This is a genomic window from Providencia sp. wls1916 (assembly GCF_009706585.1).
Lineage (GTDB): Bacteria > Pseudomonadota > Gammaproteobacteria > Enterobacterales > Enterobacteriaceae > Providencia > Providencia lanzhouensis.
This window is the reverse complement of sequence record NZ_WLUL01000023.1, coordinates 150927-175764: the sequence shown is the minus strand read 5'-3', so window position 1 is coordinate 175764 and position 24838 is coordinate 150927. Positions and strand designations below refer to the sequence as shown.

Here is a 24838-nt window from a genome sequence, read left to right as displayed (position 1 = left end):
CATGCCATGCCGAAAATAGGCGTTCAATCGATACGTAAACAGCAGTTAATTCAGGCCACTTTAGCTGTCATCAACGAAGTGGGAATGCAAGAAGCCAGCTTTGTGCTGATCGCCCGTAAAGCGGGAGTCTCTACTGGGATTATTAGCCACTATTTCCGTGATAAGAGTGGTTTATTGGAGGCCACCATGCGCCATATCCAGTATCAACTCGGGTTTGGTATTGCGATGCGACTCAGATTATTGAGTGGTGAAAATCCTAAAGCGCGAATTCAGGCAATTGTGGAAGGGAACTTTGATTCCACTCAAATCAGTGAAGCCGCAATGAAAACGTGGCTAGCATTTTGGGCGAGCAGTATGCATCAGCCAAATCTGAACCGCTTACAGCGGGTGAATGACCGTCGCTTATATTCAAACCTGAGCTATGAGTTTGGACGAGCGCTAAGTAAACCTGCCGCACGCCGTGCTGCTAAAGGTCTGGCTGCCTTGATTGATGGATTATGGTTACGCAGTGCGCTGAGCAATGAGTCTTTTCCTGTGACGGAAGCGCTCAGCATCACTAACGAATATATCGATATGCAATTGGCACGTGCAGGAGACCATTCGACCTAACTATTTTTCAAAGGAGACGTTATGCAACATCCACCGATTCATAAGCTTTACATTCATGGCGGATATGTCGACAGTTCACAACCTGAATGCGGGCAGTTTGAGGCAATAAACCCAGCCAATGGCGACGTGATTGCGCATTTGCAGTCAGCCAGTATCGACGATATTCACTGGGCGGTGGAGAGTGCAAAACAGGGGCAAAAAATTTGGGTGGCAATGACCGCGATGGAACGTTCACGTATTTTGCGCCGTGCTGTAGATATTTTACGTGAACGTAATGATGAACTCGCCTATTTAGAAACCCTCGATACAGGGAAGCCGCTTTCTGAAACGCGTTTTGTGGATATTGTGACGGGCGCGGATGTTCTTGAATACTATGCAGGCTTGATCCCCGCTCTAGAAGGGCAGCAAATTCCGCTACGTGAAACCTCGTTTGTCTATACTCGTCGTGAACCATTGGGGGTTGTTGCGGGGATTGGCGCATGGAACTATCCCATTCAAATTGCGTTATGGAAATCCGCACCGGCACTGGCAGCGGGTAACGCCATGGTATTTAAGCCCAGCGAAGTTACCTCATTAACCGCATTAAAGCTGGCGGAAATCTACACTGAAGCGGGCTTACCTGCGGGGGTGTTTAACGTGGTAACGGGAATGGGCGGTGAAGTGGGTCAATGGATAACAGAGCATCCTGATATTGCCAAAATCTCATTTACCGGCGGCGTCCCGACGGGGAAAAAAGTAATGTCGAATGCCTCTAGCTCAAGCCTTAAAGAGGTCACCATGGAGCTGGGCGGAAAATCACCGCTGATTATTTTCGATGATGCCGATTTAGACAAAGCCGCGGATATCGCCATGATGGCAAATTTTTACAGCTCTGGGCAAGTGTGCACCAATGGGACGCGGGTGTTTATCCCAGAAAACCTGAAAGCCACCTTTGAAGCCAAAATCGCACAGCGCGTTGCTCGCATTCGTATTGGTTCACCAACCGATGAAAATACCAATTTTGGGCCTTTAGTCAGCTTCAAGCATCTGGACAATGTGCTGCGCTATATCGAGATTGGTAAGGCGCAAGGGGCGACCGTGTTATGTGGTGGTGAGCGTCTGATGACTGAGTCGCTGGCAAACGGCGCGTATGTGGCACCGACGGTGTTTACTGATTGCACAGATGAAATGCAAATCACCCAAGAAGAGATTTTTGGTCCTGTAATGAGCATTCTAAGCTACCTCACAGAAGACGAGGTCATTGAGCGAGCAAATCACTCGATTTATGGTTTAGCCGCAGGAATTGTCACGCAAGATCTCGCCCGTGCTCATCGCGTTATTCACCAATTAGAAGCGGGAATTTGTTGGATCAACACCTGGGGAGAATCCCCTGCGCAAATGCCAGTGGGGGGTTATAAACACTCTGGTGTAGGGCGCGAAAATGGTCTGATGACGCTACAAAATTACACTCAAATCAAATCCATTCAAGTTGAACTCGGAGAGTTTTCATCCATTTTTTAATCACTTAATTTGACTGAAACAGAGGAGATAACAATGGTCTATGACTACATTATTATCGGTGCTGGTTCAGTCGGTAACGTTCTTGCTACCCGCCTGACAGAAGATACTGATGTTACTGTGCTGCTCCTTGAAGCAGGAGGACCGGATCACCGGTTCGATTTTCGCACACAAATGCCAGCGGCATTAGCATACCCACTTCAGGGGCGCCGTTATAACTGGGCGTATGAAACAGAGCCTGAGCCCCATATGAATAACCGCCGTATGGAATGTGGGCGCGGTAAAGGGCTTGGCGGCTCTTCATTGATTAACGGCATGTGCTATATCCGTGGAAATGCCATGGACTTTGATGGCTGGGCGCAAGCACCGGGGCTTGAAGATTGGGCTTATGCCAACTGTTTGCCATATTTTCGTAAAGCAGAAACCCGCGATATTGGTGGAAATGATTACCACGGCGATCAAGGCCCCGTGAGTGTGACGACGCCAAAATCCCACAATAATGTGCTATTCCACGCGATGGTTGAAGCTGGCGTTCAAGCGGGTTATCCGAAAACAGAGGATTTAAACGGTTACCAGCAAGAAGGGTTCGGTCCGATGGATCGTACGGTGACGCCAAAAGGTCGTCGTGCGAGTACCGCCAGAGGGTATCTAGACCAAGCTCGCACCCGTAAAAACTTGACGATAGTTACCCATGCCACTACGGATACCATTGAGTTTGAAGGGAAAAAAGCGGTGTCTGTGAAGTATTATTTAGGAAAGCATCAGCAAGTGCAGGTGGCGAAGGCGCGCAAAGAAGTCTTATTATGCGCTGGGGCTATCGCCTCCCCGCAAATATTGCAGCGCTCCGGTGTCGGCCCTAAAGCGGTATTAGCGCAGTTTGAGATCCCTCCCGTTCATTATCTGGAAGGTGTGGGTGAAAATTTGCAAGACCATTTGGAAATGTACTTGCAATATGAATGTAAGCAACCCGTTTCCCTGTATCCCGCATTGAAATGGTTTAATCAGCCGATGATTGGTGCGCAGTGGTTATTTAAAGGTACCGGTATTGGTGCCAGTAATCAGTTTGAAGCGGGTGGGTTTATTCGTAGCAGTGAAAAATTTGCATGGCCAAATATTCAATTTCACTTTCTGCCGGTGGCGATTAACTACAATGGTAGTAATGCGGTGAATCAACACGGTTTTCAGGCACATGTGGGTTCTATGCGTTCACCTAGCCGAGGTCGAGTGCAGATAAAATCTCGTGACCCGCATCAACACCCTAGCATCTTGTTTAATTACATGTCTTGTGAGCAGGATTGGGAAGAGTTTCGCGCAGCGATTCGTATCACGCGGGAAATTATGGCTCAACCCGCGTTAGACCCGTATCGAGGTGAGGAAATTAGCCCCGGCAAGCATATTGTCACCGATGAGCAACTTGATCAGTTTGTACGAGAACGCGCGGAAACTGCGTTTCATCCTTGTGGAACGTGCAAAATGGGCTCGGATGCTATGGCGGTCGTCGATGGTGAAGGGCGTGTCCATGGGATTGATAACCTACGAGTGATTGATGCATCCATTATGCCGCTGATTATTACAGGCAATTTAAATGCCACAACCATTATGATTGCGGAAAAAATAGCGGACAAAATTCGCGGTCGAGAGCCATTAGCACCCAGCCAGGCTCCCTATTTTAACGCTGGTAGCCAGGTGGTTAGAGCGGGCTAAAACGTGGTTTATGGGTGAGGGGGCATCCTCACCCTTTGTACATGCTTATTCGCAATGGTTGGTAAATTCTTTATACGCATTCCATGTCTGAGTTGCATACATAACTGAAGGGCCTCCCCCCATAAAAATGGCAACAGCTAAAGTTTCAGCAAGTTCTTGTTGGGTTACTCCTAAATCGACCAAAGCTTTTGTATGAAAAGCAACGCAGCCATCGCAGCGATTGGCAACCGCAATACCAATCGCAATCAGCTCTTTGGTTTTTTTATCCAGAACTCCCTCTGTCGAGGCAGCTGCAATTAAGTTAGAAAAATGCATCATGACTTCAGGAATAAATTGAGCCAGCTCCGGCATGGTTTGCAGTAGGTTTTGATTGATTTCAGTAAACTTTGACATTGTTTCTCCGTCTTACATTATGCGATTAAATAATATATATTTTAATATAATTTAAGGGTAACATTGAGCAAGGAAAATATTCGAAATAAGATATAAAACAGATTTATACTTTTTATTTAATAAAGGATGGTGTATTAAATTGAAAGATTCATATTTAGATGTTTGATCTGAAATTTAACGCTATTACTGTCAATTTGACAAAAAAATCCTCCAAACGAAGGAGGAAAATAAATATTAAGCGAGACTACTTATATAACACTAATTTTGTATTTACCAAAGCTGACCAGCTAATAAAAATGATCAAAATTTGCTATATGAAAAAGGAATATAAACTAAAAATAATATGGAAGTGTTAATATTAACGAACAGAATTAACTAGCCATTGTAAATAGTTATCCTCAACTTGGTTAGGGTCTAAACGAATTAACTCAGGAATTTCATAGGGATGAATTTCCTTGATTGCATCAAATAGCGCTTGCTGATTACCAATCGTGCTTTTTATCAGTAATAGAATTTCTTTATCTTCTGTCACATTTCCTTTCCACAAATAGACTGATTTCATTTCGGGTAATAATGAAACACAGGCAGCAAGATGGTTATTCAACAGGTGCTGTGCAATTTTTATGGCACTTTCTTGGCTATTAGTCGTGCTTAAAACGATGCAAGGTTGTTGCTGGCTCTTATAATGAGTATCGTCAAATGTCATTTTAATCTCCTTTATTTAAAGGGCTTATTTAAATGAGTAGCCTGATTCATTCTAGTTCAGCTGCCCGTAAGAAAACGTAGTCACATAATGATACAAATAGAGAAGTACGTGATTAATGTGGAGATGATTATTACTGATAACGATTATCTTATTGGGTAATGAATTGGCTGCCCATGAGATAGCAATATATGTACCCTAATAGCTTAAGGCTTGAGCTAAATAATTTCATTAATCAATTAGCCTGGTTGATTTTCATTCGCTCTACTAAACGAAAGTAAATCTATTTACAAGGGGCTTTATTGCTATTCTTGATTAATTATGAGTAATTCGATTCAGCATTAAGTTTTAGATAGGTAAATATCAATAATTATTGAATTTTTGTATATTAATTGAGTTTTGGGAAATATTTTAATATTTAATCGCTTTAATCCGATGGAAGAGTTAGTGACGTTTTTATACATAACTGTTACTCGTTTTTATTTCACCGCCACATTTAACTCATTTTAAGGGTGTGTGACTGTTTGTGAATTTCAATTACATTTTGTTACATAATGGCTTGAAATTCATATGAAACTCAGTAACCAAATGATAACGATCAATATTTTCAGGTGATTATTTGCTAACATCGACTGAGAATAAAAAAATATATATTGCACTTTCTCTGTCATTCCATCTCAAAAACTGTATGGATACCCTTATGAATAAACTGACTCCGTTAAAACCGATACCTACCTTAATCGCGGTCGCGATTACGTTAATTATCTGGTTTGCTATTCCTGTTCCTGAAGGTGTTAATCCGAATGCATGGCATTTATTAGCCCTGTTTGTCGGAACTATCGCTGCGATTATCGGTAAAGCGTTACCGATTGGTGGTGTTTCTATCGTTGCGATTTCCTTGGTGGCCGCGACTGGGGTCACCAATCCTGAATCTACAAAAGGCGCGATTGCAGATGCATTAAGTGGCTTTTCTAATGACCTGATTTGGCTGATTGGTATTTCCATCATGGTCTCCATGAGCTTGAATAAAACGGGGCTGGGAGCGCGTATAGGTTATTACGTTATTTCACTGTTTGGTAAAAAAACCATTGGGATTGCTTATTCGCTGGCCATTGCAGAAACCATTCTTGCGCCTGTGACGCCAAGTAACACTGCGCGAGGCGGGGGAATTATTCACCCGATTATGCGTTCGATTTCAGACAGTTTTGGTTCTAAGGCAGAAGACGGTACTTCCGGGAAAATAGGGCGCTACCTCTCTTTAGTGAACTATAATATCAACCCAATTACCTCCGCGATGTTTATTACAGCAACGGCACCGAACCCGCTGATTGTCAGCTTAATTGTCAGCGAAGCGGGTAAAGGTAATGAGCTAACTTGGGGAATGTGGGCGATTGCGGCATTTGTACCGGCGATTGTTTCTCTGATTTTAATGCCACTGGTTATCTACTTTATGTATAAGCCAGAAATTACCTCTACACCGGATGCTCCTAATTTTGCCAAAGAACGTTTACAGCAATTAGGACCAATTTCATTGCCTGAAATGATCACATTAGGGGTTTTTATCCTGTTATTAATGATGTGGGCAGGGGTTCCTGAAATGTTGTTTGGTCCATCATTCAGCGTGAATGCAACCACGGCAGCCTTTATTGGTCTGAGCGTATTATTGGGCACAGGGGTTATTAACTGGGATGATGTCCTGAAAAATAAAGGGGCATGGGATACCGTTGTCTGGTTCGCCGCACTGGTGATGATGGCTAGCTTCTTAGGTAAATTAGGTCTTATTAAGTGGATGTCTGTCACGGTAGGAAGCTCTATCGATAGCATGGGAATTAGCTGGGTTTGGGGTACCTTAATTTTGGTACTAATCTATGTTTACTCTCACTATTTCTTCGCCAGTACAACTGCGCACATTACCGCAATGTTCGGGGCTTTCTTTGCGGCGGGTCTTGCATTAGGTGCACCGCCAATGCTGTTAGGTTTAACCTTAGCATTCTCCTCATCCTTAATGATGTCATTAACTCACTACGGCACGGGTACGGCACCAATTATCTTCGGTTCGGGCTATGCCACACTGGGCGAATGGTGGAAAGCGGGCTTTGTGATGAGCGTTGTTAACTTAATTATTTGGATCAGTTTAGGAAGTATTTGGTGGAAATTCCTGGGTTACTGGTAATGCCATTGAATATTAATTGAAAATAGGTATTCACTAAAAGCCGGAATTATCTTCCGGCTTTTTTGTCCTCTATTGACTGTGAGTGAAATTATATTTTACTGAGAGAGGAAACATAAAATTTAAACCTTAAATTAGTGAATTTATTGAAATAAATAGTGCAATTAAATATTCAATAGAAACAAGATTTTTTAATTTAAAGCAGCTATGATTAATACTAAGGCATGTTGTAGGGTTTTAATGTAATCCGATATAAACAAAGATAAATAGGTTAAAAATGAAAAAGACAGCATTAGTATTGGGTATGGCGGGTATGATGGCATTGTTGTCAGCGTGTTCAGACGAGAAAAAAGAGATTGCAGAGTATCGTTCTGAGTTCGTAAACAACTGTGTAAAAGCAGCGGGCGAATCTGATACAGAAACAGCACAAGCTATTAGCGCAATCTGTGGCTGTGCTTATGATAAAACTGTTGAAAAATATGGTTTAAAAGAATTTAAGCGTTTAGACAGTGAACTGCAAAAATCACCTGCTGCTGCGCCTGAATTCCAACAAACTATGATTTCATTTGTTCAAGAGTGTGCAACTAACGCGCGTTAATTGAATAACTTTAGTCATTGTTAAATAAAGCCACGGTGATGAAAAATCCCGTGGCTTTGTTGTTTTTAGGATAGGTTTTTAAATCAACGCTTATTTAAATAGCTGTTTAAATTGATGTGGAGCACAGCGTAAATATTGTGGTGCCACATTAATTTGTTCATTGAGCACACTGGCGGCACGCCATGGCCAGCGTGGTTCATATAAAATGCCACGACCAATCGCAATAAAGTCAGCTTGCCCAGTCGCAATAATCGCTTCCGCTTGGTGAGGCTCGGTGATCAGCCCCACAGCAATAACTGGCATATCGGTATGTTCATGAATAGCTTGCGCCAGTGGTACTTGGTAATTTGGGCTGACCGGGATCTGTTGCTTGTCTGATAATCCACCGGAAGAAACGTGGATATAATCGCACCCTAATTCTTCTAGCACTTCAGTGAGTTCGATGGATTGAGCCAGATCCCAGCCCCCTGCAACCCAATCTGTTGCAGAAATACGGATACCGACAGCAATATTTGGATTGACCGCCGCACGTACTTCACGGAACACATCCACTAAAAATCGAGTACGGTTAACAAAACTGCCACCATATTCATCTTGTCGTTGGTTGGAGATAGGAGATAGGAATTCATGCAGTAAATAGCCATGAGCCGCATGGATCTCAATTAAATCAAAACCTGCTTGTTCAGCACGTTTTGCTGAATCAACAAACTGTTGCGTTATTTCGTGGATTTCATTGACGGTGAGAGCCTTTGGTGAATAGCTGTCGCCAAAAGGCAGAGCGGATGGTGCGACGGTTTGCCAACCATGTAGATCGTCTGGCGCTAAGTTTTGCCCGCCTTCCCACGGTAGTGCGCAGGATGCTTTTCTGCCTGCATGGGCAATTTGAATACCTAATTTTGCATTGGCAAAACTCTTGATATTCGTTAATAGGGTTTTGAACGCCTGCATCTGAGCGTCATTCCATAATCCTAAATCTTGGTAAGTAATTCGTCCATCGGGGTTTACAGCACTAGCTTCGACAATCACAAGGGAAGCGCCGGATAAGGCAAGGTTCATATAATGAGCCTGATGCCAAGGGCTGATGAGACCTTCATGTGCGGAGTATTGGCACATAGGTGGCACAATAATACGGTTAGTTAGCTGAACTTGACCTAAGTTAGCAGGTGAAAATAGGTAACTCATTCCTTTTTCCTTATAACGAAACTTAAGATAATTCTGACAGTATACAAAAAAAGTAAGAGCATTCTTGTGATAAAACGGCAAATTTAGGGATTCAAAAAAATTTTTCGTTATAAGCAAGCTGAAAAAGCAATAACGTGAAGATAATTTTGAGGAAAAGAATAAAAAGTATAAATCTCTGCTTGCTATTTTTTATTATAAATAAAAGAACCAGGGATAGAATGTAGATATATTGCAATGTGTCATTTCAAATCATGATAAATACTCGCTTAGTTCCCCATTTCTTTGTTAACCCCATGATAAATCAAGCATGATAAACTTAATTTGGTTTTATGGTTTTTATGGTGCTAATAGATTTTCACACTGGGTTTTTATTTTATTCAATGATTTTCTTTACCTTTAAATGAATATTGTTGCCGCAAAAAAACAATTTTCATCTTGCAACCTAAATAAGGGATTTATATAAGCAACGATAGCCCTACGTAATATTAGTTTTATGTAAAAAGAGTAATGGATATGAAAATAAAATTACAACTGTAAAAGTGTAGCAGTTTTATTTTCAACAACGTGTATTAGCCTGTGAAAATATAATTCTAAAAAGGAAGGTCAATGTGTTAACAATTATTGGTATTTTAATCATCGTGACAATCGTCACTTTACTGATGATGGGTAAAGCTAGCCCAATTATTGCAATGTCTTGTATTCCTTTTATTGGTGCACTGTTAGCGGGATATTCTATTGGTGAAATCTCGGTCTTTTTCGAAAGCGGCATTAATAAAGTGGCAGAAGTGGCAGCGATGTTTTTGTTTGCCATTTTGTTCTTCAGCATGATGAAGGACTTACATATTTTTGACCCACTGATCCGCATGATGGTCAAAATGACCCGTGGTAATGTGATTATCGTCTGTATCATGACTACGCTAATCGCGGGGGTAGTGCACTTAGATGGCTCTGGCGCCGCAACATTTTTAATTATTATTCCTGCATTATTACCGCTATACCGACAATTAGGTATGAGTCCATACCTAATGTTGCTGCTGATGTGCGCAAGTATGGGGATCATGAATATGGTGCCGTGGGGTGGACCATTAGGTCGTGCGTCAGCGGTAACAGGTATCGATGCCTCTACACTATGGCAAGGTTTAATTCCCGTGCAATTGATTGGTATGGGTGGCGCGGTGGTATTTGCCATTATTATGGGAATGCGTGAAAAGCGTCGCATTGCTGCGGCCGCGTTAAATGGCACTACGCCGTATCAAATGGATTCACTGTTAGGCGAAAGTGAGCAAATCGCAGATGTGGTTGATATTGCCCATAAACCTAAAAAGCCATTAATTAATGGTGGATTAATTGTAGGGGCGATTATCTGTTTAGCATTCGGGCTACTTTCAGCTCCATACGTATTTATGATTGCGCTTTCTTTGGCGTTATTAATTAACTACCCAAATCCCAAAGAGCAGATGAAGGTGCTCTCCCTGCACGCCCCACAGGCGTTAGGTATGGTGGCCATTATTCTTGCAGCGGGCGCGTTTCTCGGCATCTTATCCGATGGTGGAATGTTGAAATCCATCGCAATGGATCTGACATCAATTCTGCCAACGGAATGGGTATCAAAAATTCATATTTTTGTGGGTATCCTCGGCGTACCAATGGATATTTTCACCAGTACTGACGCTTACTATTTTGCATTGCTGCCAATTATTCAGCAAATTGCTGCGACGGCAGGGGTTGATCCTTCAGCGGTGGTGTACGCCATGGCGATAGGGAATAACGCCGGTACGTTTGTGAGCCCGTTCTCACCGGCAGCATGGTTGGCTATGGGGCTGGCGGGAATTGATATGGGGCGTCATTTGCGGTATTCGTTTGGGTGGATTTGGGTGTTCAGTTTCTTTACGCTAGCCGTCGGGGGGGTTTTAGGTCTCTATTGATCTGCTCGTCGTCTTTTGCGCTGTAGCGGTGTTGGCTTCGCTTACTAACCCTAGTCACATACTTATGTATGCTCCTAGGGATTAGCTGCACTTGCCGCCTTGCTACAGCACAAAATCCATAGAGCCAATGTTTGGGGAAGCTAAGGAAAATGCTAAAAGCTAGAATCTGAAATTTGAAGTCTGAAGTCTGAAAAGATAAAAAACAGTGAGATAAAATAGTTGCTAAGAGGATCATCGATTATCGGACAGTGACTATATTGATGATGAGGGAATTATGTGAAGATACCTTTATTATCTGAAACCTATAAGGCTCGACATGCGCAAACCACTTTCTTCCTATCATCCTATCTTGTATTGGCTGCGCGTGAATCAAAAGCGGCTACTTAGGCGCTGGCACTGGGCATTTTCAGGGCGCAAATATACCCGCAATTTAGCGGAGCAACCGCTGGAATACCGTTACCATAAACACACATCGCGCCTTATCCGCAAATTGGGGCAATCAGACCTTCGACTACAACATAACAAAGTGATAAACCTCGGAATTGCGATTGAAACGATGAACGGCATTACCATCTCGCCGGGGGAATACTTCTCATTTTGTCGCCTTGTGGGAAAACCCACGGCTAAACGCGGATTTGTGGAAGGAATGGAACTTTCTTACGGAGAAGCCCGCAGCGGAATTGGCGGAGGAATTTGCCAACTCAGCAATTTAATCCACTGGATGGCGCTGCATTCACCATTACAAGTGGTGGAACGCGCTAACCACAGTTTTGATCCATTTCCCGATGAAGGACGAGTACTGCCATTTGGGTCGGGTGCCGCTATCTTCTATAACTATATCGACCTTGTGTTGTATAACCCCACTCAAGCGATATTTCAGTTAGTGTTTAAAATTGGTGAGCACCAAATTGAAGGGGAGCTACTGTGTTCAGAACCCCGCGAAAATAAATACCATATTTACCAACAAAATCATAAGTTTGTTCGGGAGCACGGCGTGATTTATCGCCATAATGAAATTTGGCAGCAAATCACCACCAAAGGGCAAGAACCGCTCACACTCAGCGACTGCTGTTTATACCGCAATAAAGTGGTGGTGAAATACCCACTGGATGAATCTCAATTGAGTGATGCGGGTTAATACGAGCATAATTAGGAATATGTTACTGGCTTTTACCTAATTAATTCGTTTAGAATCCCCCAACTAAGTTATTTCTTGCTGTTTTTCTGATAAAACATCCAAAATGAGGCCGTCTCGCGGACTAGATATGTAATACCAACACTTGATTTCTCAATTATCGCAGAGGCAAATCTTGCAAAAGATTTGTTATTTTTTGTTATTTCTGTAGAGAAAGCATAATGAATATGCAATCAAGGAAGTATGGTAGAACGTATCACTATCCGTTCTCACCTGGCACCACCAGCGACGATCGTATTAATAGCGATTGGTGGGCGCACATCCAAAATATTGAACAACTGGTTCATACTGAAAAACTCGATGGTGAAAATAATTGCCTGAATCGTCACGGCGTATTTGCCCGTTCTCACGGCGCTCCGACCCAGTCGGCATGGTCGCAGCAAATCCGTCAGCGTTGGCAATTAATTAAAGACGATCTGGGTGATATCGAATTGTTTGGCGAAAATCTGTATGCCGTGCACTCCATCGAATATCAACATATCGAAGATTATTTTTACGTGTTTGCGGTGCGCCAAGGGGATTATTGGCTAAGTTGGGATGAAGTGAAGTTTTACGCATCACTGTTTGATTTCCCAACCGTACCTGAGCTTCATTTGGCTATCGATAAAACCCTCACTGCTCAGCAGTACAGCAGCGGATTAATCGCCGCGGCAGGGGAAGATAGCCAATTTATTGCACGGGATACCCATACCGGAAAACCGTGCAGTATGGAAGGTATAGTGACACGTAATCGCCAAGGTTTTGCCGTGGATGATTTTATCCAGCACGTTTTTAAGTATGTGCGCAAAAACCATGTAAAAACCGATATCCACTGGAAACGAAATTGGCAGCGCGCAAGATTAGCGTTTGAAATGCAAGGAGATGACCAATGAGTTGGCAACTAACAAAACAACGAGAATGGTCACAACTTGCTGAACAGTTTGAATTTGTGCGTGATATGCATGGCGTCCCTCAAGATGCGATACACCATGCGGAAGGGGATGTGGCTATCCATACTCAAATGGTATTAGCTGCGCTGGAAGGCTTACCGGAATATCAGCAATTACCTGAAGCGCAACAGCAGATTGTCTGGACAGCTGCGCTCTTGCACGATGTGGAAAAGCGCAGCACCACTCGAGAAGAAGAGGGGCGTATTCGCTCACCAGGACACGCAAAAAAAGGCGAGTTATCCGCTCGCCATATCCTGTTTCGTGAAGTGGAAACGCCATTTGCTGTCCGCGAGCAGATTGCCACATTAGTACGCTTTCACGGTTTGCCATTATGGTTGATGGATAAGCCTGACCCAGAGCGAGCGTTATACGCCGCCTCATTACGGGTCGAAATGTCTTTGCTGTGTATGTTAGCGAAAGCGGATGCTATCGGGCGTGAATGTGAAGACAAAGCGGACTTATTAGCTCGCATCGAGCTATTTGAACTGTTTTGCCGTGAGCATGATTGCTGGGATCAGCCGAAAGCTTTCGCGTCATTGGCGGGGCGTTTTCACTATTTCCACACTCAGCGTGGGACGCCGGATTATCAACCATTTGATGAAGACGGTAGCGAAGTGATTATGCTGTGTGGCTTGCCGGGAATGGGGAAAGACCATTTTATTCAACAACATTACCCACAAACGCCGATGGTATGCTTGGATGAAATTCGCCGAATTCATAAAATCAGCCCAGCGGATAAAAATGCCCAAGGTTGGGTCGCGCAGCAAGCGAAAGAACAGGCGAAAGTTTATTTGCGTAGTAAACAAGATTTTATCTGGAATGCGACATCGCTAAGTGCCTCACTGCGCGAAAGCATGATTAGCCTATTTGCTCGCTACCAAGCCAAAGTGCATCTGATTTATCTGGAAGTGCCGTATAAGCAGTGGCAGCAGCAAAATCGTCAGCGCAAATATGCGGTTCCGGAAAATGTGATGGAAAGAATGGCGGGGAAACTGGAAATACCGACCCCTGATGAAGCTCATCAAGTTTCCTATTTTATCAATGGTGAATTTTTGAGTGAGCCGGTGAAGTAAGTTTTATCATCCTGCCTCTGTCAAAGAGGCAGGACAATCAGTTCGCCATCATGGCACAAAAACCTTTCCTTCAAATAATTTTCTAGCAGTACGAATAATAGAAGCTTGAATGCCTTCCGGTTTATCCGTCGGGTTACTTAGTGCTACCTCAAATTTGCCACTGAGATGTTCAATGGCAATCTTCTGCATATCCACATCACCTTGCAGATAACGCTCGATAACGGTACCTGAAATCACGCAGCCGGTGGCAATAGCAATTGCGCCCGTTACCGCTAATGCGCCATGGCATTTATGGGGCATAAAGTAGCGCACATTAATGGTGCCGCCGTGAATCGCAGGGGAGACCAAAATCGGTTTGGGGATCACTTTTTTGCTCACATCCCCTAACCCCATCATGGCGCCAGCTTGCAGACGAAGATGCTCCAGTTTTTGCATAAACTCGTTATCGCCTTCAAGTTGATCCGCCGTTTCATATCCCGTTTTATTAAGTTGTGGGGCATCGATAAGTACCACGGGCGTTGCCATATCGAGGCAAGAAACTTCAACACCATCAATGATATCGACCACATTTCCGGTAGGGAACAGTTTCCCTGTTTTGGTGCCACTGGCATTAAGAAAGGTTAAACCAACAGGGGCAGCCTGACCGGGAACACCGGCAATAGTTGCCTTACCGTTATATTCCACTTGCCCATTGGGGGTTTGAATGGTGGCGTTGATAAAGGTATTGGTGTTGACGTTACGCACCCTGACGGTGGTCACATCTCCAGTGATAGGTACTAACCCTTTTTCTAACGAGAATGACCCGACCGCACACAGAATATTGCCACAGTTAGGAGCGGTATCGACAATACGCTCAGTAATGGCGACTTGCGCAAAAAGGTAGTCAACATCTGCATCTGGGTGCGTTGATGGGCTAATGATGGCGACTTTACTGGTTTGCGGGCTACCGCCACCAATACCATCGATTTGTAAAGGATGACCGGATCCCATAATGGCTAAAATGAGTTCATCACGTTGTTGAATGTCGGTCGGGAGAGAGTCAGCGAGGAGAAAGACACCTTTTGATGTGCCTCCGCGCATTAATGTACAAGGAATTTGTTTCATCACGCGTCCTTTTTGAACGCCTTACCGTAAGAAAAATGGAGTGCGTTATATTGCACTCCATCTTTTTTATGGGGTAAGGGCGATTAGATTAAGCCCATGTTGATAAGAATTTCCCACCAACCTAAACCAATAGTCATGTGAACTAATAGGCTGAGGAACGCGATAATCCCACCAATGATCCACCAAGAACGAATATCGTTATAGCCTGCACCGAAGACGATTGGAGCTGCCGCGCCTCCGTAATGGGTTAAGCTGCCGCCGTAAGCGTTAGAGAACAGCAGACCCAGCGCTAACAGCATCGGCGGTGCGCCTGCAACCATACCAACGGTGGCGAAAACAGGGACCATCGCCGCCACATAGGCACCACCAGAGGCGAACAGGTAACGAATCGCGACGCTGATAAACATGATGACAAAGAACGCTAACATCGCTTGGTCACCAAAGGAGAGGTGTTCGCTCATCACATCAGCTAACCATTTGAAGAAGCCTGCTTTGGTGAGCACGCCGGACATCCCGATAATACCACCGTACCAAATCAGGGTGTTCCAGCCGCCTTTGTTCTTCAACACATCATCCCAAGTCACGACACCGAGGATCAGCGTTAATGCCATCACGGCAATGGCGACACTTGAGGCGCTCACACCGATTTTATCTGCAAATATCCAGCCGGATAACGCCAGCACAAAGATAATGCTTAGCAGTTTTTCACGCACGGTCATTGGACCTAAATCCGCTAAGCCTTTCGCTGCGATTTCTTTGTTATTCACCTTTTTCAATTCAGGTGGATACAGTTTGTAGATAATCAACGGAGTGAGGATCAACATGATTAAGCCCGGCACGGCAGCGGCTAATGCCCAGCCCCCCCAACTTAAATGGATACCCATAATGTCGGTCATCATCGCTAATGCCAGTGCGTTTGGTGCCATTGCTGTTAAGAACATATAGCTGGTGGTTTTGGTCACCATATACACGTTCACCAGCAAATAGTGACCTGCTTTACGGGGGGCTTTTTTCAGGATCAGACCCTAATGCAACCGCCACACTGTTGATGATAGGGAAGACAATCCCACCGGCACGCGCGGTGTTAGACGGCGTTGCTGGGGCGATAATCAAGTCCAGGATAGCGGTGACATAACCCAGCCCAAGAGTGGTGCCACCTAATTTTCCAATAAGAATATAGGAGAGGCGCTTACCCAAGCCGGTGATGACGAACGCAGCACTCAAGGTGAACGCGGCGAAAACTAACCACGTTGTACCGGATGAGTAACCACTCAGTACTTCGCCAACTTTGACGTCTTTAGTGCCTGTTACACCGATGATCACCGCACTGGCAGCAATCGTGGCTAGCAAGATCACAGGCTCGGAATAAGGTTTTAATACTAGTCCCACAATGGCGGCAAGGTACAAACCAAATAACAGCCATGCAATACTCGGTAGCCCTGCGGGCGTCGGTATTAAGGCTATGATTATTGGAATGGCTATTAAAACTAATAGCTTCCATATTTTATCTTTTTGCATAGGCTAATCCTTCAAGAATATAAAACTTTAAATTTCTTAAATCACATAAAACGAATATCTAAAATGTGTGGAAACCTATTTCTGGATATAGCGGTATCTTGAATAGTGTTATTTTTTAAATAAAACTATTGGTTAACGCTTATTGACAGAAATGTTATTAATGATTGAAAAGCAAAATCAGTTTTTATTTAAAAATTATTTTCTCTGGTTTTAATTAATCAATTTTGTGATGTTTATTCCTTTTTTAATGAATATTTAAATTGCTTTTATTTATGAAGCTAAATAAGCATTCGCAGGTAATCGCGCAAAAAACCACGTCAAAATTAATAAATCTGCGCTGCCTCCGGGACTTAGATTTTTTTCAATACACTGCAAGTCAAATTGTTGGACTTTGCTTAAATCCTGTTCGTCTTGAATTCCTTGATGTAACAAGCTGGTTGCTTGCTGTTTTATCCACAGAAGCCCTGCCATTCCACCGCGATTGGCGATGTTGGTATCGTCATTGAGACTCATCAGTAAAATCAGTGTATCGAGTAGGGCGATATCAGCCTGTTTACCATCTGCCAGTTGTTTCAGATAATGGGGCAGTGCGTGGGCTATCACCAGTTGATAACCTTGCTCTGCTTCCCCTCTAGCGCCAGTGAATCCATACTCTTGGAATAAACGTTGCCCTGCTGTTGGGTGCTCTGCGGGCTGTTGCAGCTCAGCGGTTAATCCTTGGCACATGTCAGAAACAACTTGGCTGATTGCGTTAGGCGTAACTCGTTTCTGTAACCCGAATAAACGTCCCACTGCAGTGAGCACTAAACCTAATGAAAAAATTGAGCCTTTGTGGGTGTTCACGCCTTGAGTGGCACAAAACATCGCTTTTTCACAATTGATACCGATACCGCGAATTTGGTGAAGTAGCTGATTAATTGGTAATTGACAATGTTCATAACCTGCACGCAAAAACTGCGGAAAGAATTTTGCAATTGCATTGGCACTTAAATGAAAATCGGTCAGTGCCATATCTTTATGGGCGCCAGTGTTGCATTTATCTACTAAACCCGGTTTAGGGGTTAAATTGACTTCAGCAAGCATTGCTTGCCAAGCCAGTTGGCTGTAGTGATTCACTACGTCATCATTTAACGTACGTTCTCGGTTAATTTTTTGCTGGAGCATGGGCTAACTCCTCGATACGACGCAAAATCTCTTCAAGGGAATGGCTGCGTTGGCGCGCACATACCTTGGCTTCATTGTCACAAATCAAGCAGCGCCTAGTCGGTAAATTGAATTGGCTGCGAGAATATAAAACGCCATTTGCATCAAAAACATCAAAGTCCCAAAGTCGGCCGACGGGGGATAATTCTTCCGCTTCCATTAAGGCTTTTTTGACCTCAAGGGCATCGGCATTGACGGCGACTAAACATTCCGGTCCGGTAACGAAAGGGAATGATTGTTGTGATAAAAGTACCCACTGCCTGCATGAAGCAACTTGCTTAAGCGCATTTAAGCCTTGATTAAAAATGTCTCTGACCAGTTGATTGTCTTTAACCGGTCCCGGAAAAACGACAGTAAATGAAATCAAGGTTACCTGATGGAGACCAATCCACTCTTGCTGACGAGCCTGACGGGCATCACGGCTCGCCAGCAAGTCAGGTAAGGAAATGTCAAATTGCTCTTGGGTATCAGGCAGTGGGTAAAACATGTTCTACTCCTTCACTTGATGGACAACATCAATCACAGAACCGTCACGATAACGCACCACGGCCACCACTTTATCGGTAAATTCGATAGGGTTTGGTGTGCCCGTTAATAATTGGGCGCGTTCACGCAACCATTGAATAGAAACGGTTTTGATGCCTTGGCTTTCTAGCTGTTGCTTCAGCTCAGGGCGTGCTGGGTTAACGGCAATACCATGGTCAGTCACCAAAATATCGACGCTAGAACCCGGCGTCACGCAAGTCAGCACATCGTCTACCAAGGTTGGGATACGACCGCGTACTAACGGCGCGACGATGATAGACAGTTTCGCCGCCACCGCCGTGTCGCTGTGTCCACCAGATGCACCGCGAATAACTCCATCTGAGCCTGTTAACACATTGACATTAAAGCGAGTATCAATCTCTAAAGCACTGAGTACTACCACATCGAGCATGTCCACTGAGGCGCCTTTAGAATCAAAGCATGCATATTGGTTGGCACTGATTTCAATGTGATTTGGGTTACGCGCGAGAGACTCGGCAGCAGCGCGGTCAAAGCTTTGCACGTCGAGTAACTTCTTAATTAAGCCTTTTTCATGGAGATCAACGATGGTGGAGGTGATCCCACCTAACGCGAAGCCTGCATGGATATGATGACGGCGCATTTTATCTTCGAGGAAGCGAGTAACCGCCAGTGAAGCCCCGCCAGTACCGGTTTGCAGTGAAAATCCTTCTTTGAAGAAGCCTGATTTTTCAATCACATCAGCGGCGGTACGCGCTATCAATAACTCACGCGGGTTGGAGGTCATGCGAGTGGCATCGGCACCGATTTTGTCGGCATCCCCCACACGTTTAACTTTGACAATGTAGTCCACTTCATCTTGCTTAATGCTGGATGGATTATGTGGATAAGGCAGAAATTCTTCGGTCAGCATGACCACTTTTTTGGCATTCTCCGCGTCGATTTTGGCATAACCCAGTGAGCCACAGCTTGCGTTGCCCGTATATCCGTTAGCATTTCCATATTCGTCACAAGACGGAACGCCGATAAATGCCACGTCGATTTTTAATTCACCGCTATGAACAAGGTTGGCACGTCCACCATGGGAGTGAACTTGCACGGGCTCCGCTAATTCGCCACGAGAAATGGCTTCAGCTAATGGGCCACGTAACCCGGAGGTGTAAATCTTGGTGACGACGCCATGGCGTATATGTTCAACCAGTGGCGAGTGGCACGCGCTGAGTGAACTTGATGCCAAGGTTAGGTTGCGAAAGCCCATTTCGGCAATCACTTGCATCACCATGTTGATGGTTAAATCACCGCCACGGAAAGCGTGGTGGAAAGAGATGGTCATGCCATCTTTTAATCCTGAGCGGCGGATAGCCACTTGCAGGTCATCACACAGTTTGCGGTTGCGCGGTTTTTGAACTTGCTGCTGAACTTTGCCGATATCTTTGAATTCACGCAGTAATTCATCGTCTTTAGGTGCTAAGTAGGCTGATACGCGAGCCTGACGCAATGTATTGGTTGTCATAATGTTCTGCCTCACTCTTCCCGAATGCCTGATAATGCCGCGCGCGATAACACTAAGCGGGCTCTTTCAATTACAGGGCTGTCTACCATTTTACCGTTGAGGGATACGACGCCTTTGCCTTCTCGTTCTGCGGCATCAGCGGCATCTACCACACGCTGTGCATGGTCGACTTCTTTTTGGGTTGGGGCATACAAGTTATGCAGTAACTCAATTTGTCTTGGGTTAATTAATGATTTGCCATCAAAACCAAGCTGTTTAATGAGAGCGGCCTCTTTGAGGAAGCCTTCTTCATTGTTGGCGTCAGAATAAACGGTATCAAAGGCTTGAATACCGGCCGAACGCGCAGCTTGTAAAATGGCGCACCGAGCATAGAGGAGTTCAATGCCGTCTGGAGACCGCTCGGTGCGCAAATTGCGGACATAGTCCTCGGCACCTAATGCGATGCCTATTAATCTTGGAGAAGCGTGAGCAATATTCACTACTTGAGTGATCCCCATCGGGGATTCGATAGCCGCGAGTAACCCGGTGCTACCTTCTTCACGCCCACAGCTTTTTTCAATACGTAAAATTTCGTTTTCAATATCAATAATATCTTGTGCGGTATCGGTTTTCGGTAAGCGCACAATATCGGCACCACCGCGAACAACGGCTTCGAGGTCAGCAACCCCATAAGCGGAGTCGAGGGCGTTAACGCGCACAATGGTTTCAATATCTTGATATAACGGGTGTTGCAGTGTGTGATACACCAAACGACGCGCTGTGTCTTTTTCTCGGATGGTGACGGAGTCTTCGAGGTCAAACATCAGGGCATCGGCTTTATAAATAAAGGAGTTACTGAGCATCGCGGCATTGGAACCTGGGACGAACAGCATACTTCTGCGAGTGCGGCTTTTTCTTTCCGGTGTCATTATTTATCCTCCCATGGCAGAGCATCGAGATCACAGGCGCGAGCCAGTAAGGCTTCGAGGCGAGCGCGTAGAACGCACTCCAATGCACCTTTGTCATCCACCACAATTTCAGCGCCTTGAATATCGTATTTTTCAATCATTTCAAGCACGATGGCATTGATGGCATCACCAAATTGTTTTTCAACACTGCTGGTGATCTGCAATGAGACCTCAAGAGTGTCTTCAAGAGGCTCTATTCGTACCATGACATCACTGGATTCGAGTGTGCCGGCAACCGCTGCGTGTAGTATTTTCATATTTCACCTATAACTAATTCAAGCTTGTAGTGCGGGGGTAGGCGACGGTGTCTGCGCTGCGAGCATCTCTTGTAAATAGTGATACGTGGCAGGGGGCACAATCGGCTTGATCGCCGCAAGATCTTTTTTAGCGAGCAGTTTTCGAACTTGCGAGGCGGAAACCGCCGTGCCGTCGATCACTGTCCGCGGGAATTCGACCAGTTCAATGGGTGGGAATGGCATTTCGTCGGTTTCCAGCCAGTAGCGCATGTCTTGGTTATATTGGTTAGTGACTTGGCAAAATGGTTCTGAGCCGACGAAACGATGGGTAATTCCCAGCGCCGGAGCAATATATTGGCGAAAAATCTTAATATCGATTTCTGTATAACAGTTGTTGGCTACAGTAATGTCTTTAATAAAATAACAAGGGAATGTAGCCCGTGAAATAATGTATTCTGAACCTTTATGAATGGTGAGGTTATTAATTCCTTTTGTGCCTTCTTCAATTAATTTCAGGCGAACTTTATACGGAAAACGGGAAGTATCTTCTTTGACGACAAATAAATGTAGCCAATCACAGTTCTTTGAGGCTTGTTCAATTAAGTAACGATGCCCCAATGTGAATGGGTTGGCATTCATCACGATAGCGCCAATTTTTTTTCCTGCTTTATATTGGGCTTTTAAACTTTTAATATAGCGATTTAAATAACAACAGCTATTTTCCATTAAAACCATTACATTGGGCACAGTAGCAATGGTATGAAACCCGCATTGATGAAATAGCTCTTCATTTTGGTATTTGGTATAGATAAATAGGTGAGTAGTATTATTCTCGTAAGCGAGATTTACCAATTCAGTCGCTAATTTTAAGGCTAAACCTTCACCACGAACTTCATCGCTAATAGCAACGCATTTAATGACATTCTTAGCGAGACCACCACAGGCAATTAACCTTTCGTTACGTGTGATCGTAATAAAGACGTCAACGCTGGCATCAATGTCTAAATCATTCTCTTTTAAAAACTGAGTGATATCATTGAGTTTTCTGTTCTCATGACGTTTTACTTGGTTAAACGTTATGCTGTCGAACATAATGGTATCCTGCATCTCATTTAGAGATGTATTAAAAATGTTGCTAATGTTAAAGTTAATTAAATAAATATTTTTGGCTTGCCGTTAATTACCTAAGTTCTCAATTTTTATTTAATTATCCTTTTCAATATTCATATTAAATACCCTGCATATAATATATTTGACCTATTTCATGTTTCTAAAATGAGTTTGTATTTGTTTAATGGTTTTAATGTTTTTAATTACGAGTTATGAACTTTACTCAGTGGTTTTAATGTGTTTAATTAATATTATGTGCATTACTAAGCGGACTACGTTATCTTTTATCTTCATTATTGGTATTTTTGCGTGTAACAATAATTTTACTTTTTAGCGAGTTATAGAGAGACGAGATGAAAACAGAGTTTTCACAGATCCCATTTAAAAAAGGGAATATTTTTTCATTCTCAGGAAGAGTCTTTCTTCTATTGTTACTAGCTTCAGTGTTATTGACGCTTGGATTAGGCAAATATTTTACGGATACCACAGAAAACCGCATGATGGCGAACATTCGCGTACTCGCCATGAGCCAAGCCAAAATGATCGCTTCATTAGATGGCATCGTCAGTACTGTAAAAGATAAAGATATTCCTAAGCTAAAAGTTATTGCCGATAAGCTCAATCAAGATTCCAGTTATGACTATGTCGTTATTGGTGATGAACATTCCGTTCGTTTATATCATCCAAATAGCGAAAAGATTGGCTACCCAATGCAATGGAATAAACCGGGGGCGCTAGAAAATGGTGAAAGCTATTTTATTAAAGGCGAAGGCTCCATGGGGAATGCAGTACGTGCAAAAACACCTATCTTTGATGAAAACGGTAAAGTCATTGGCGTTGTTTCCATTGGTTATCTCACCACCAAAATAGATACCTCATTAGCTGAAGTGTTTGTGCAAACGTCAGCAACATTTTTAGGGGTGTTGGTAATTTTGCTATTTCTATCTTGGGCATTCGCCCGATTAATTCAGCGGCAAATGCTTGGCATGGAACCTGAAGAAATAACCCAATTAGTGTTGGTGCAAAAGGGGATTTTTGATGCGGTGTTTGAAGGCATTATTGCCGTCGACCGTTATGGGAAAATTATCAATATCAACCATAATGCTAGAAAAATGTTGGCGCTGAGTGAGTCAGCTAAACAGTTAATCGGTAAACCGGTTTCTGAGTATGTTTCTCCCGCAGGCTTTTTCACGAAAGAAATCGCGAAAAACCATCATGATATAGTTTGCGAGTTCAATGGGTTGAATGTGATAGCCAGCCGAGTTGCCATTATGGATGGTGAGTTGCTGGCGGGAGCGGTGATCAGCTTCCGTAGCCAAAATGATATTGAATCCTTAAATGCGCAGCTTTCTCAAGTTCGCCAATATGTGGATAATTTGCGTACATTGCGCCACGAACATTTAAATTGGATTTCTACTTTAAGTGGTTTGCTGCAAATGAAAGAGTACGACCAAGCCTTGGCGTTAATTAAGGGGGAATCGGAATCTCGGCAACAATTAATAGATTCACTGCGAGAGCAATTTGCAGATAAACAAGTGGCTGGGTTGTTATTTGGTAAATATCACCGTGCGCGAGAATTAGGATTACAGCTTATTTTTGTGCCGGGTTGCCAACTCCGTGAATTACCTAACTCATTAAATAGCACGGAACTCTGTGCTGTATTAGGAAATTTATTAGATAATGCCTTTGAGGCAAGTTTAAAGAACGAAGCGGGTAATAAGCAGGTAGAACTGTATATCTCAGATGAAAATAATGAGATTGTGATTGAAGTTGCTGATCAAGGATGTGGTTTTCCCCTTGAGCTGCAAGATAAATGGTTTGAACGCGGAACAACAACAAAAACGGATGCTGTCGATGGACATGGCATAGGGCTATTTTTGGTGGCCTCCTATGTCAATCGATGTAATGGGGCGGTGATCATTGAAGATAATCAACCGTATGGTACTGTATTCTCTATTTTTATACCGAAAGTGAAGACGCAAAATGGCTAAGATAAAAATCCTCATTGTCGAAGATGAACTGCTCCTTGCGGAGATGCACGCGGAGTACATTAAAGCTTATCCTGCTTGTGATAAAGTCTGGCTTGCGGGCAATCTTGCGGAAGCAAGAAAAATGATTGAGTACATGAAGCCTGACTTGATTCTGTTGGATAACTATTTACCTGACGGGAAAGGAATTGATTTAGTTCATGAACTACTTCAGGAGCGCAATAGTGCGGATATTGTATTCACCACCGCCGCTAGTGATATGGAGACAGTCTCTGAGGCGATTCGTCTAGGAGTATTTGATTATTTGGTTAAGCCGATAGCTTATGAGCGTTTAGGGCAAACGTTAGATCGCTATATTCAGCGTAAATCGGTTTTGCAGGGCGCCAATAAAACCAATCAAAGCCAGATTGATGACATGTTTAATACCTATGCCCGTGGTGAGAGCAAAGAAGAGCTACCGACTGGGATTGATGCTATTACGCTTGATAAAGTGCTCGCGTTATTTGCAGTACCCGATGCGGAATATACGGCAGAGTCGATTGCAGAAACCATAAAATTAAGCCGCACTACCGCCCGCCGTTATTTAGAGTATTGTTTAGCCCAACGTAAGATTGAAGCGGAAATTGAATACGGCAAAGTAGGGCGCCCCCAGCGGATATATCGGGGTAGTCATTAGTTGCCGTAGGTAGACGATTGAAGTCTGCGTGAAGGTGTTTGCGTCAATTTCCCAAAAGGTT

The 24838-nt window shown here is 43.8% G+C and carries 21 protein-coding genes and 1 pseudogene; 11 read left to right on the top strand and 11 right to left on the bottom strand.

Going from position 1 to position 24838, the window contains the following annotated elements; genetic code table 11:
- Nucleotides 1-6 precede the first annotated feature (6 nt).
- Genes betI through betA form a run of 3 tightly spaced genes read left to right on the top strand, consistent with a single transcriptional unit; the run spans nucleotide 7 to nucleotide 3810 of the window.
- Nucleotides 7-609, top strand: coding sequence for a transcriptional regulator BetI (gene betI, locus GKR61_RS17125; protein WP_036951954.1), 603 nt, complete (start codon nucleotides 7-9; stop codon nucleotides 607-609).
- Between the two features lie 21 nt (nucleotides 610-630).
- Entirely contained in the window at nucleotides 631-2109 is a 1479-nt protein-coding gene (gene betB, locus GKR61_RS17120) for a betaine-aldehyde dehydrogenase (RefSeq protein WP_154600287.1), read from the top strand.
- 33 nt (nucleotides 2110-2142) lie between these two features.
- Complete coding sequence (gene betA / locus GKR61_RS17115) at nucleotides 2143-3810, top strand: choline dehydrogenase (protein WP_154639916.1); 1668 nt, start codon at nucleotides 2143-2145, stop codon at nucleotides 3808-3810.
- A 45-nt stretch (nucleotides 3811-3855) separates the two neighbouring features.
- Here the strand turns inward: betA and GKR61_RS17110 are convergent, their stop codons facing one another.
- Together GKR61_RS17110 and cutA are read right to left on the bottom strand one after the other, a co-directional pair.
- On the bottom strand, nucleotides 3856-4203 hold the full coding sequence (locus GKR61_RS17110; protein ID WP_036951341.1) for a carboxymuconolactone decarboxylase family protein: 348 nt from the start codon (nucleotides 4201-4203) through the stop codon (nucleotides 3856-3858).
- Nucleotides 4204-4561: 358 nt separating this feature from the next.
- Nucleotides 4562-4909: a divalent-cation tolerance protein CutA gene (cutA, locus tag GKR61_RS17105; RefSeq protein WP_036951336.1), complete on the bottom strand. Its 348-nt coding sequence runs from the start codon at nucleotides 4907-4909 to the stop codon at nucleotides 4562-4564.
- A 697-nt stretch (nucleotides 4910-5606) separates the two neighbouring features.
- Here cutA and GKR61_RS17100 point away from each other — a divergent pair.
- Together GKR61_RS17100 and GKR61_RS17095 are read left to right on the top strand one after the other, a co-directional pair.
- Nucleotides 5607-7079: an anion permease gene (locus GKR61_RS17100; RefSeq protein WP_036951333.1), complete on the top strand. Its 1473-nt coding sequence runs from the start codon at nucleotides 5607-5609 to the stop codon at nucleotides 7077-7079.
- A 274-nt stretch (nucleotides 7080-7353) separates the two neighbouring features.
- Complete coding sequence (locus tag GKR61_RS17095; RefSeq protein ID WP_036951331.1) at nucleotides 7354-7674, top strand: lipoprotein; 321 nt, start codon at nucleotides 7354-7356, stop codon at nucleotides 7672-7674.
- A 90-nt stretch (nucleotides 7675-7764) separates the two neighbouring features.
- Here the strand turns inward: GKR61_RS17095 and GKR61_RS17090 are convergent, their stop codons facing one another.
- Complete coding sequence (locus tag GKR61_RS17090; protein WP_154600285.1) at nucleotides 7765-8856, bottom strand: NADH:flavin oxidoreductase/NADH oxidase; 1092 nt, start codon at nucleotides 8854-8856, stop codon at nucleotides 7765-7767.
- A gap of 608 nt (nucleotides 8857-9464) precedes the next feature.
- Between GKR61_RS17090 and GKR61_RS17085 the strand changes: the two genes are divergently transcribed.
- The 4 genes from GKR61_RS17085 (at nucleotide 9465) to GKR61_RS17070 (ending at nucleotide 13978) form a co-directional block, all read left to right on the top strand.
- Nucleotides 9465-10781, top strand: a complete 1317-nt coding sequence (locus GKR61_RS17085) for a CitMHS family transporter (RefSeq protein ID WP_336426642.1) — start codon at nucleotides 9465-9467, stop codon at nucleotides 10779-10781.
- A gap of 316 nt (nucleotides 10782-11097) precedes the next feature.
- On the top strand, nucleotides 11098-11919 hold the full coding sequence (locus GKR61_RS17080; RefSeq protein WP_154600284.1) for a VanW family protein: 822 nt from the start codon (nucleotides 11098-11100) through the stop codon (nucleotides 11917-11919).
- A 218-nt stretch (nucleotides 11920-12137) separates the two neighbouring features.
- Nucleotides 12138-12848, top strand: a complete 711-nt coding sequence (locus GKR61_RS17075; protein ID WP_036951319.1) for an RNA ligase family protein — start codon at nucleotides 12138-12140, stop codon at nucleotides 12846-12848.
- Nucleotides 12845-13978, top strand: a complete 1134-nt coding sequence (locus tag GKR61_RS17070; protein WP_036951316.1) for an AAA family ATPase — start codon at nucleotides 12845-12847, stop codon at nucleotides 13976-13978. Before GKR61_RS17075 ends, GKR61_RS17070 begins: the two co-directional genes overlap by 4 nt.
- Nucleotides 13979-14026: 48 nt before the next feature.
- Here GKR61_RS17070 and GKR61_RS17065 read toward each other — a convergent pair whose 3' ends face one another.
- The 8 genes and pseudogenes from GKR61_RS17065 to citC form a co-directional block, all read right to left on the bottom strand.
- Nucleotides 14027-15082, bottom strand: a complete 1056-nt coding sequence (locus GKR61_RS17065; protein WP_154600283.1) for a 4-oxalomesaconate tautomerase — start codon at nucleotides 15080-15082, stop codon at nucleotides 14027-14029.
- Nucleotides 15083-15165: 83 nt separating this feature from the next.
- Nucleotides 15166-16600, bottom strand: a pseudogene (locus tag GKR61_RS17060) (anion permease).
- Between the two features lie 270 nt (nucleotides 16601-16870).
- A complete protein-coding gene (citG, locus tag GKR61_RS17055; protein WP_154600282.1) occupies nucleotides 16871-17764 on the bottom strand; it encodes a triphosphoribosyl-dephospho-CoA synthase CitG in 894 nt (297 codons plus the stop codon).
- Complete coding sequence (gene citX / locus GKR61_RS17050; RefSeq protein ID WP_154600281.1) at nucleotides 17745-18290, bottom strand: citrate lyase holo-[acyl-carrier protein] synthase; 546 nt, start codon at nucleotides 18288-18290, stop codon at nucleotides 17745-17747. The genes citG and citX overlap by 20 nt, the downstream gene beginning before the upstream one ends.
- 3 nt (nucleotides 18291-18293) lie before the next feature.
- Entirely contained in the window at nucleotides 18294-19820 is a 1527-nt protein-coding gene (gene citF, locus GKR61_RS17045) for a citrate lyase subunit alpha (protein ID WP_108479053.1), read from the bottom strand.
- A gap of 11 nt (nucleotides 19821-19831) precedes the next feature.
- Nucleotides 19832-20728, bottom strand: a complete 897-nt coding sequence (gene citE, locus GKR61_RS17040) for a citrate (pro-3S)-lyase subunit beta (RefSeq protein WP_006657569.1) — start codon at nucleotides 20726-20728, stop codon at nucleotides 19832-19834.
- On the bottom strand, nucleotides 20728-21024 hold the full coding sequence (gene citD / locus GKR61_RS17995) for a citrate lyase acyl carrier protein (protein ID WP_036951301.1): 297 nt from the start codon (nucleotides 21022-21024) through the stop codon (nucleotides 20728-20730). The genes citE and citD overlap by 1 nt, the downstream gene beginning before the upstream one ends.
- A gap of 18 nt (nucleotides 21025-21042) precedes the next feature.
- Nucleotides 21043-22095, bottom strand: coding sequence for a [citrate (pro-3S)-lyase] ligase (citC, locus tag GKR61_RS17030; RefSeq protein ID WP_036951299.1), 1053 nt, complete (start codon nucleotides 22093-22095; stop codon nucleotides 21043-21045).
- Nucleotides 22096-22466: 371 nt separating this feature from the next.
- Here citC and dpiB point away from each other — a divergent pair, with 371 nt between their 5' ends.
- Together dpiB and dpiA are read left to right on the top strand one after the other, a co-directional pair.
- Nucleotides 22467-24104, top strand: a complete 1638-nt coding sequence (gene dpiB / locus GKR61_RS17025) for a sensor histidine kinase DpiB (protein WP_108479051.1) — start codon at nucleotides 22467-22469, stop codon at nucleotides 24102-24104.
- Nucleotides 24097-24777 (top strand): two-component response regulator DpiA, encoded by a 681-nt coding sequence (dpiA, locus tag GKR61_RS17020; protein ID WP_036951294.1) that lies wholly within the window; start codon nucleotides 24097-24099, stop codon nucleotides 24775-24777. Before dpiB ends, dpiA begins: the two co-directional genes overlap by 8 nt.
- The last annotated feature ends 61 nt before the right edge of the window (nucleotides 24778-24838 follow it).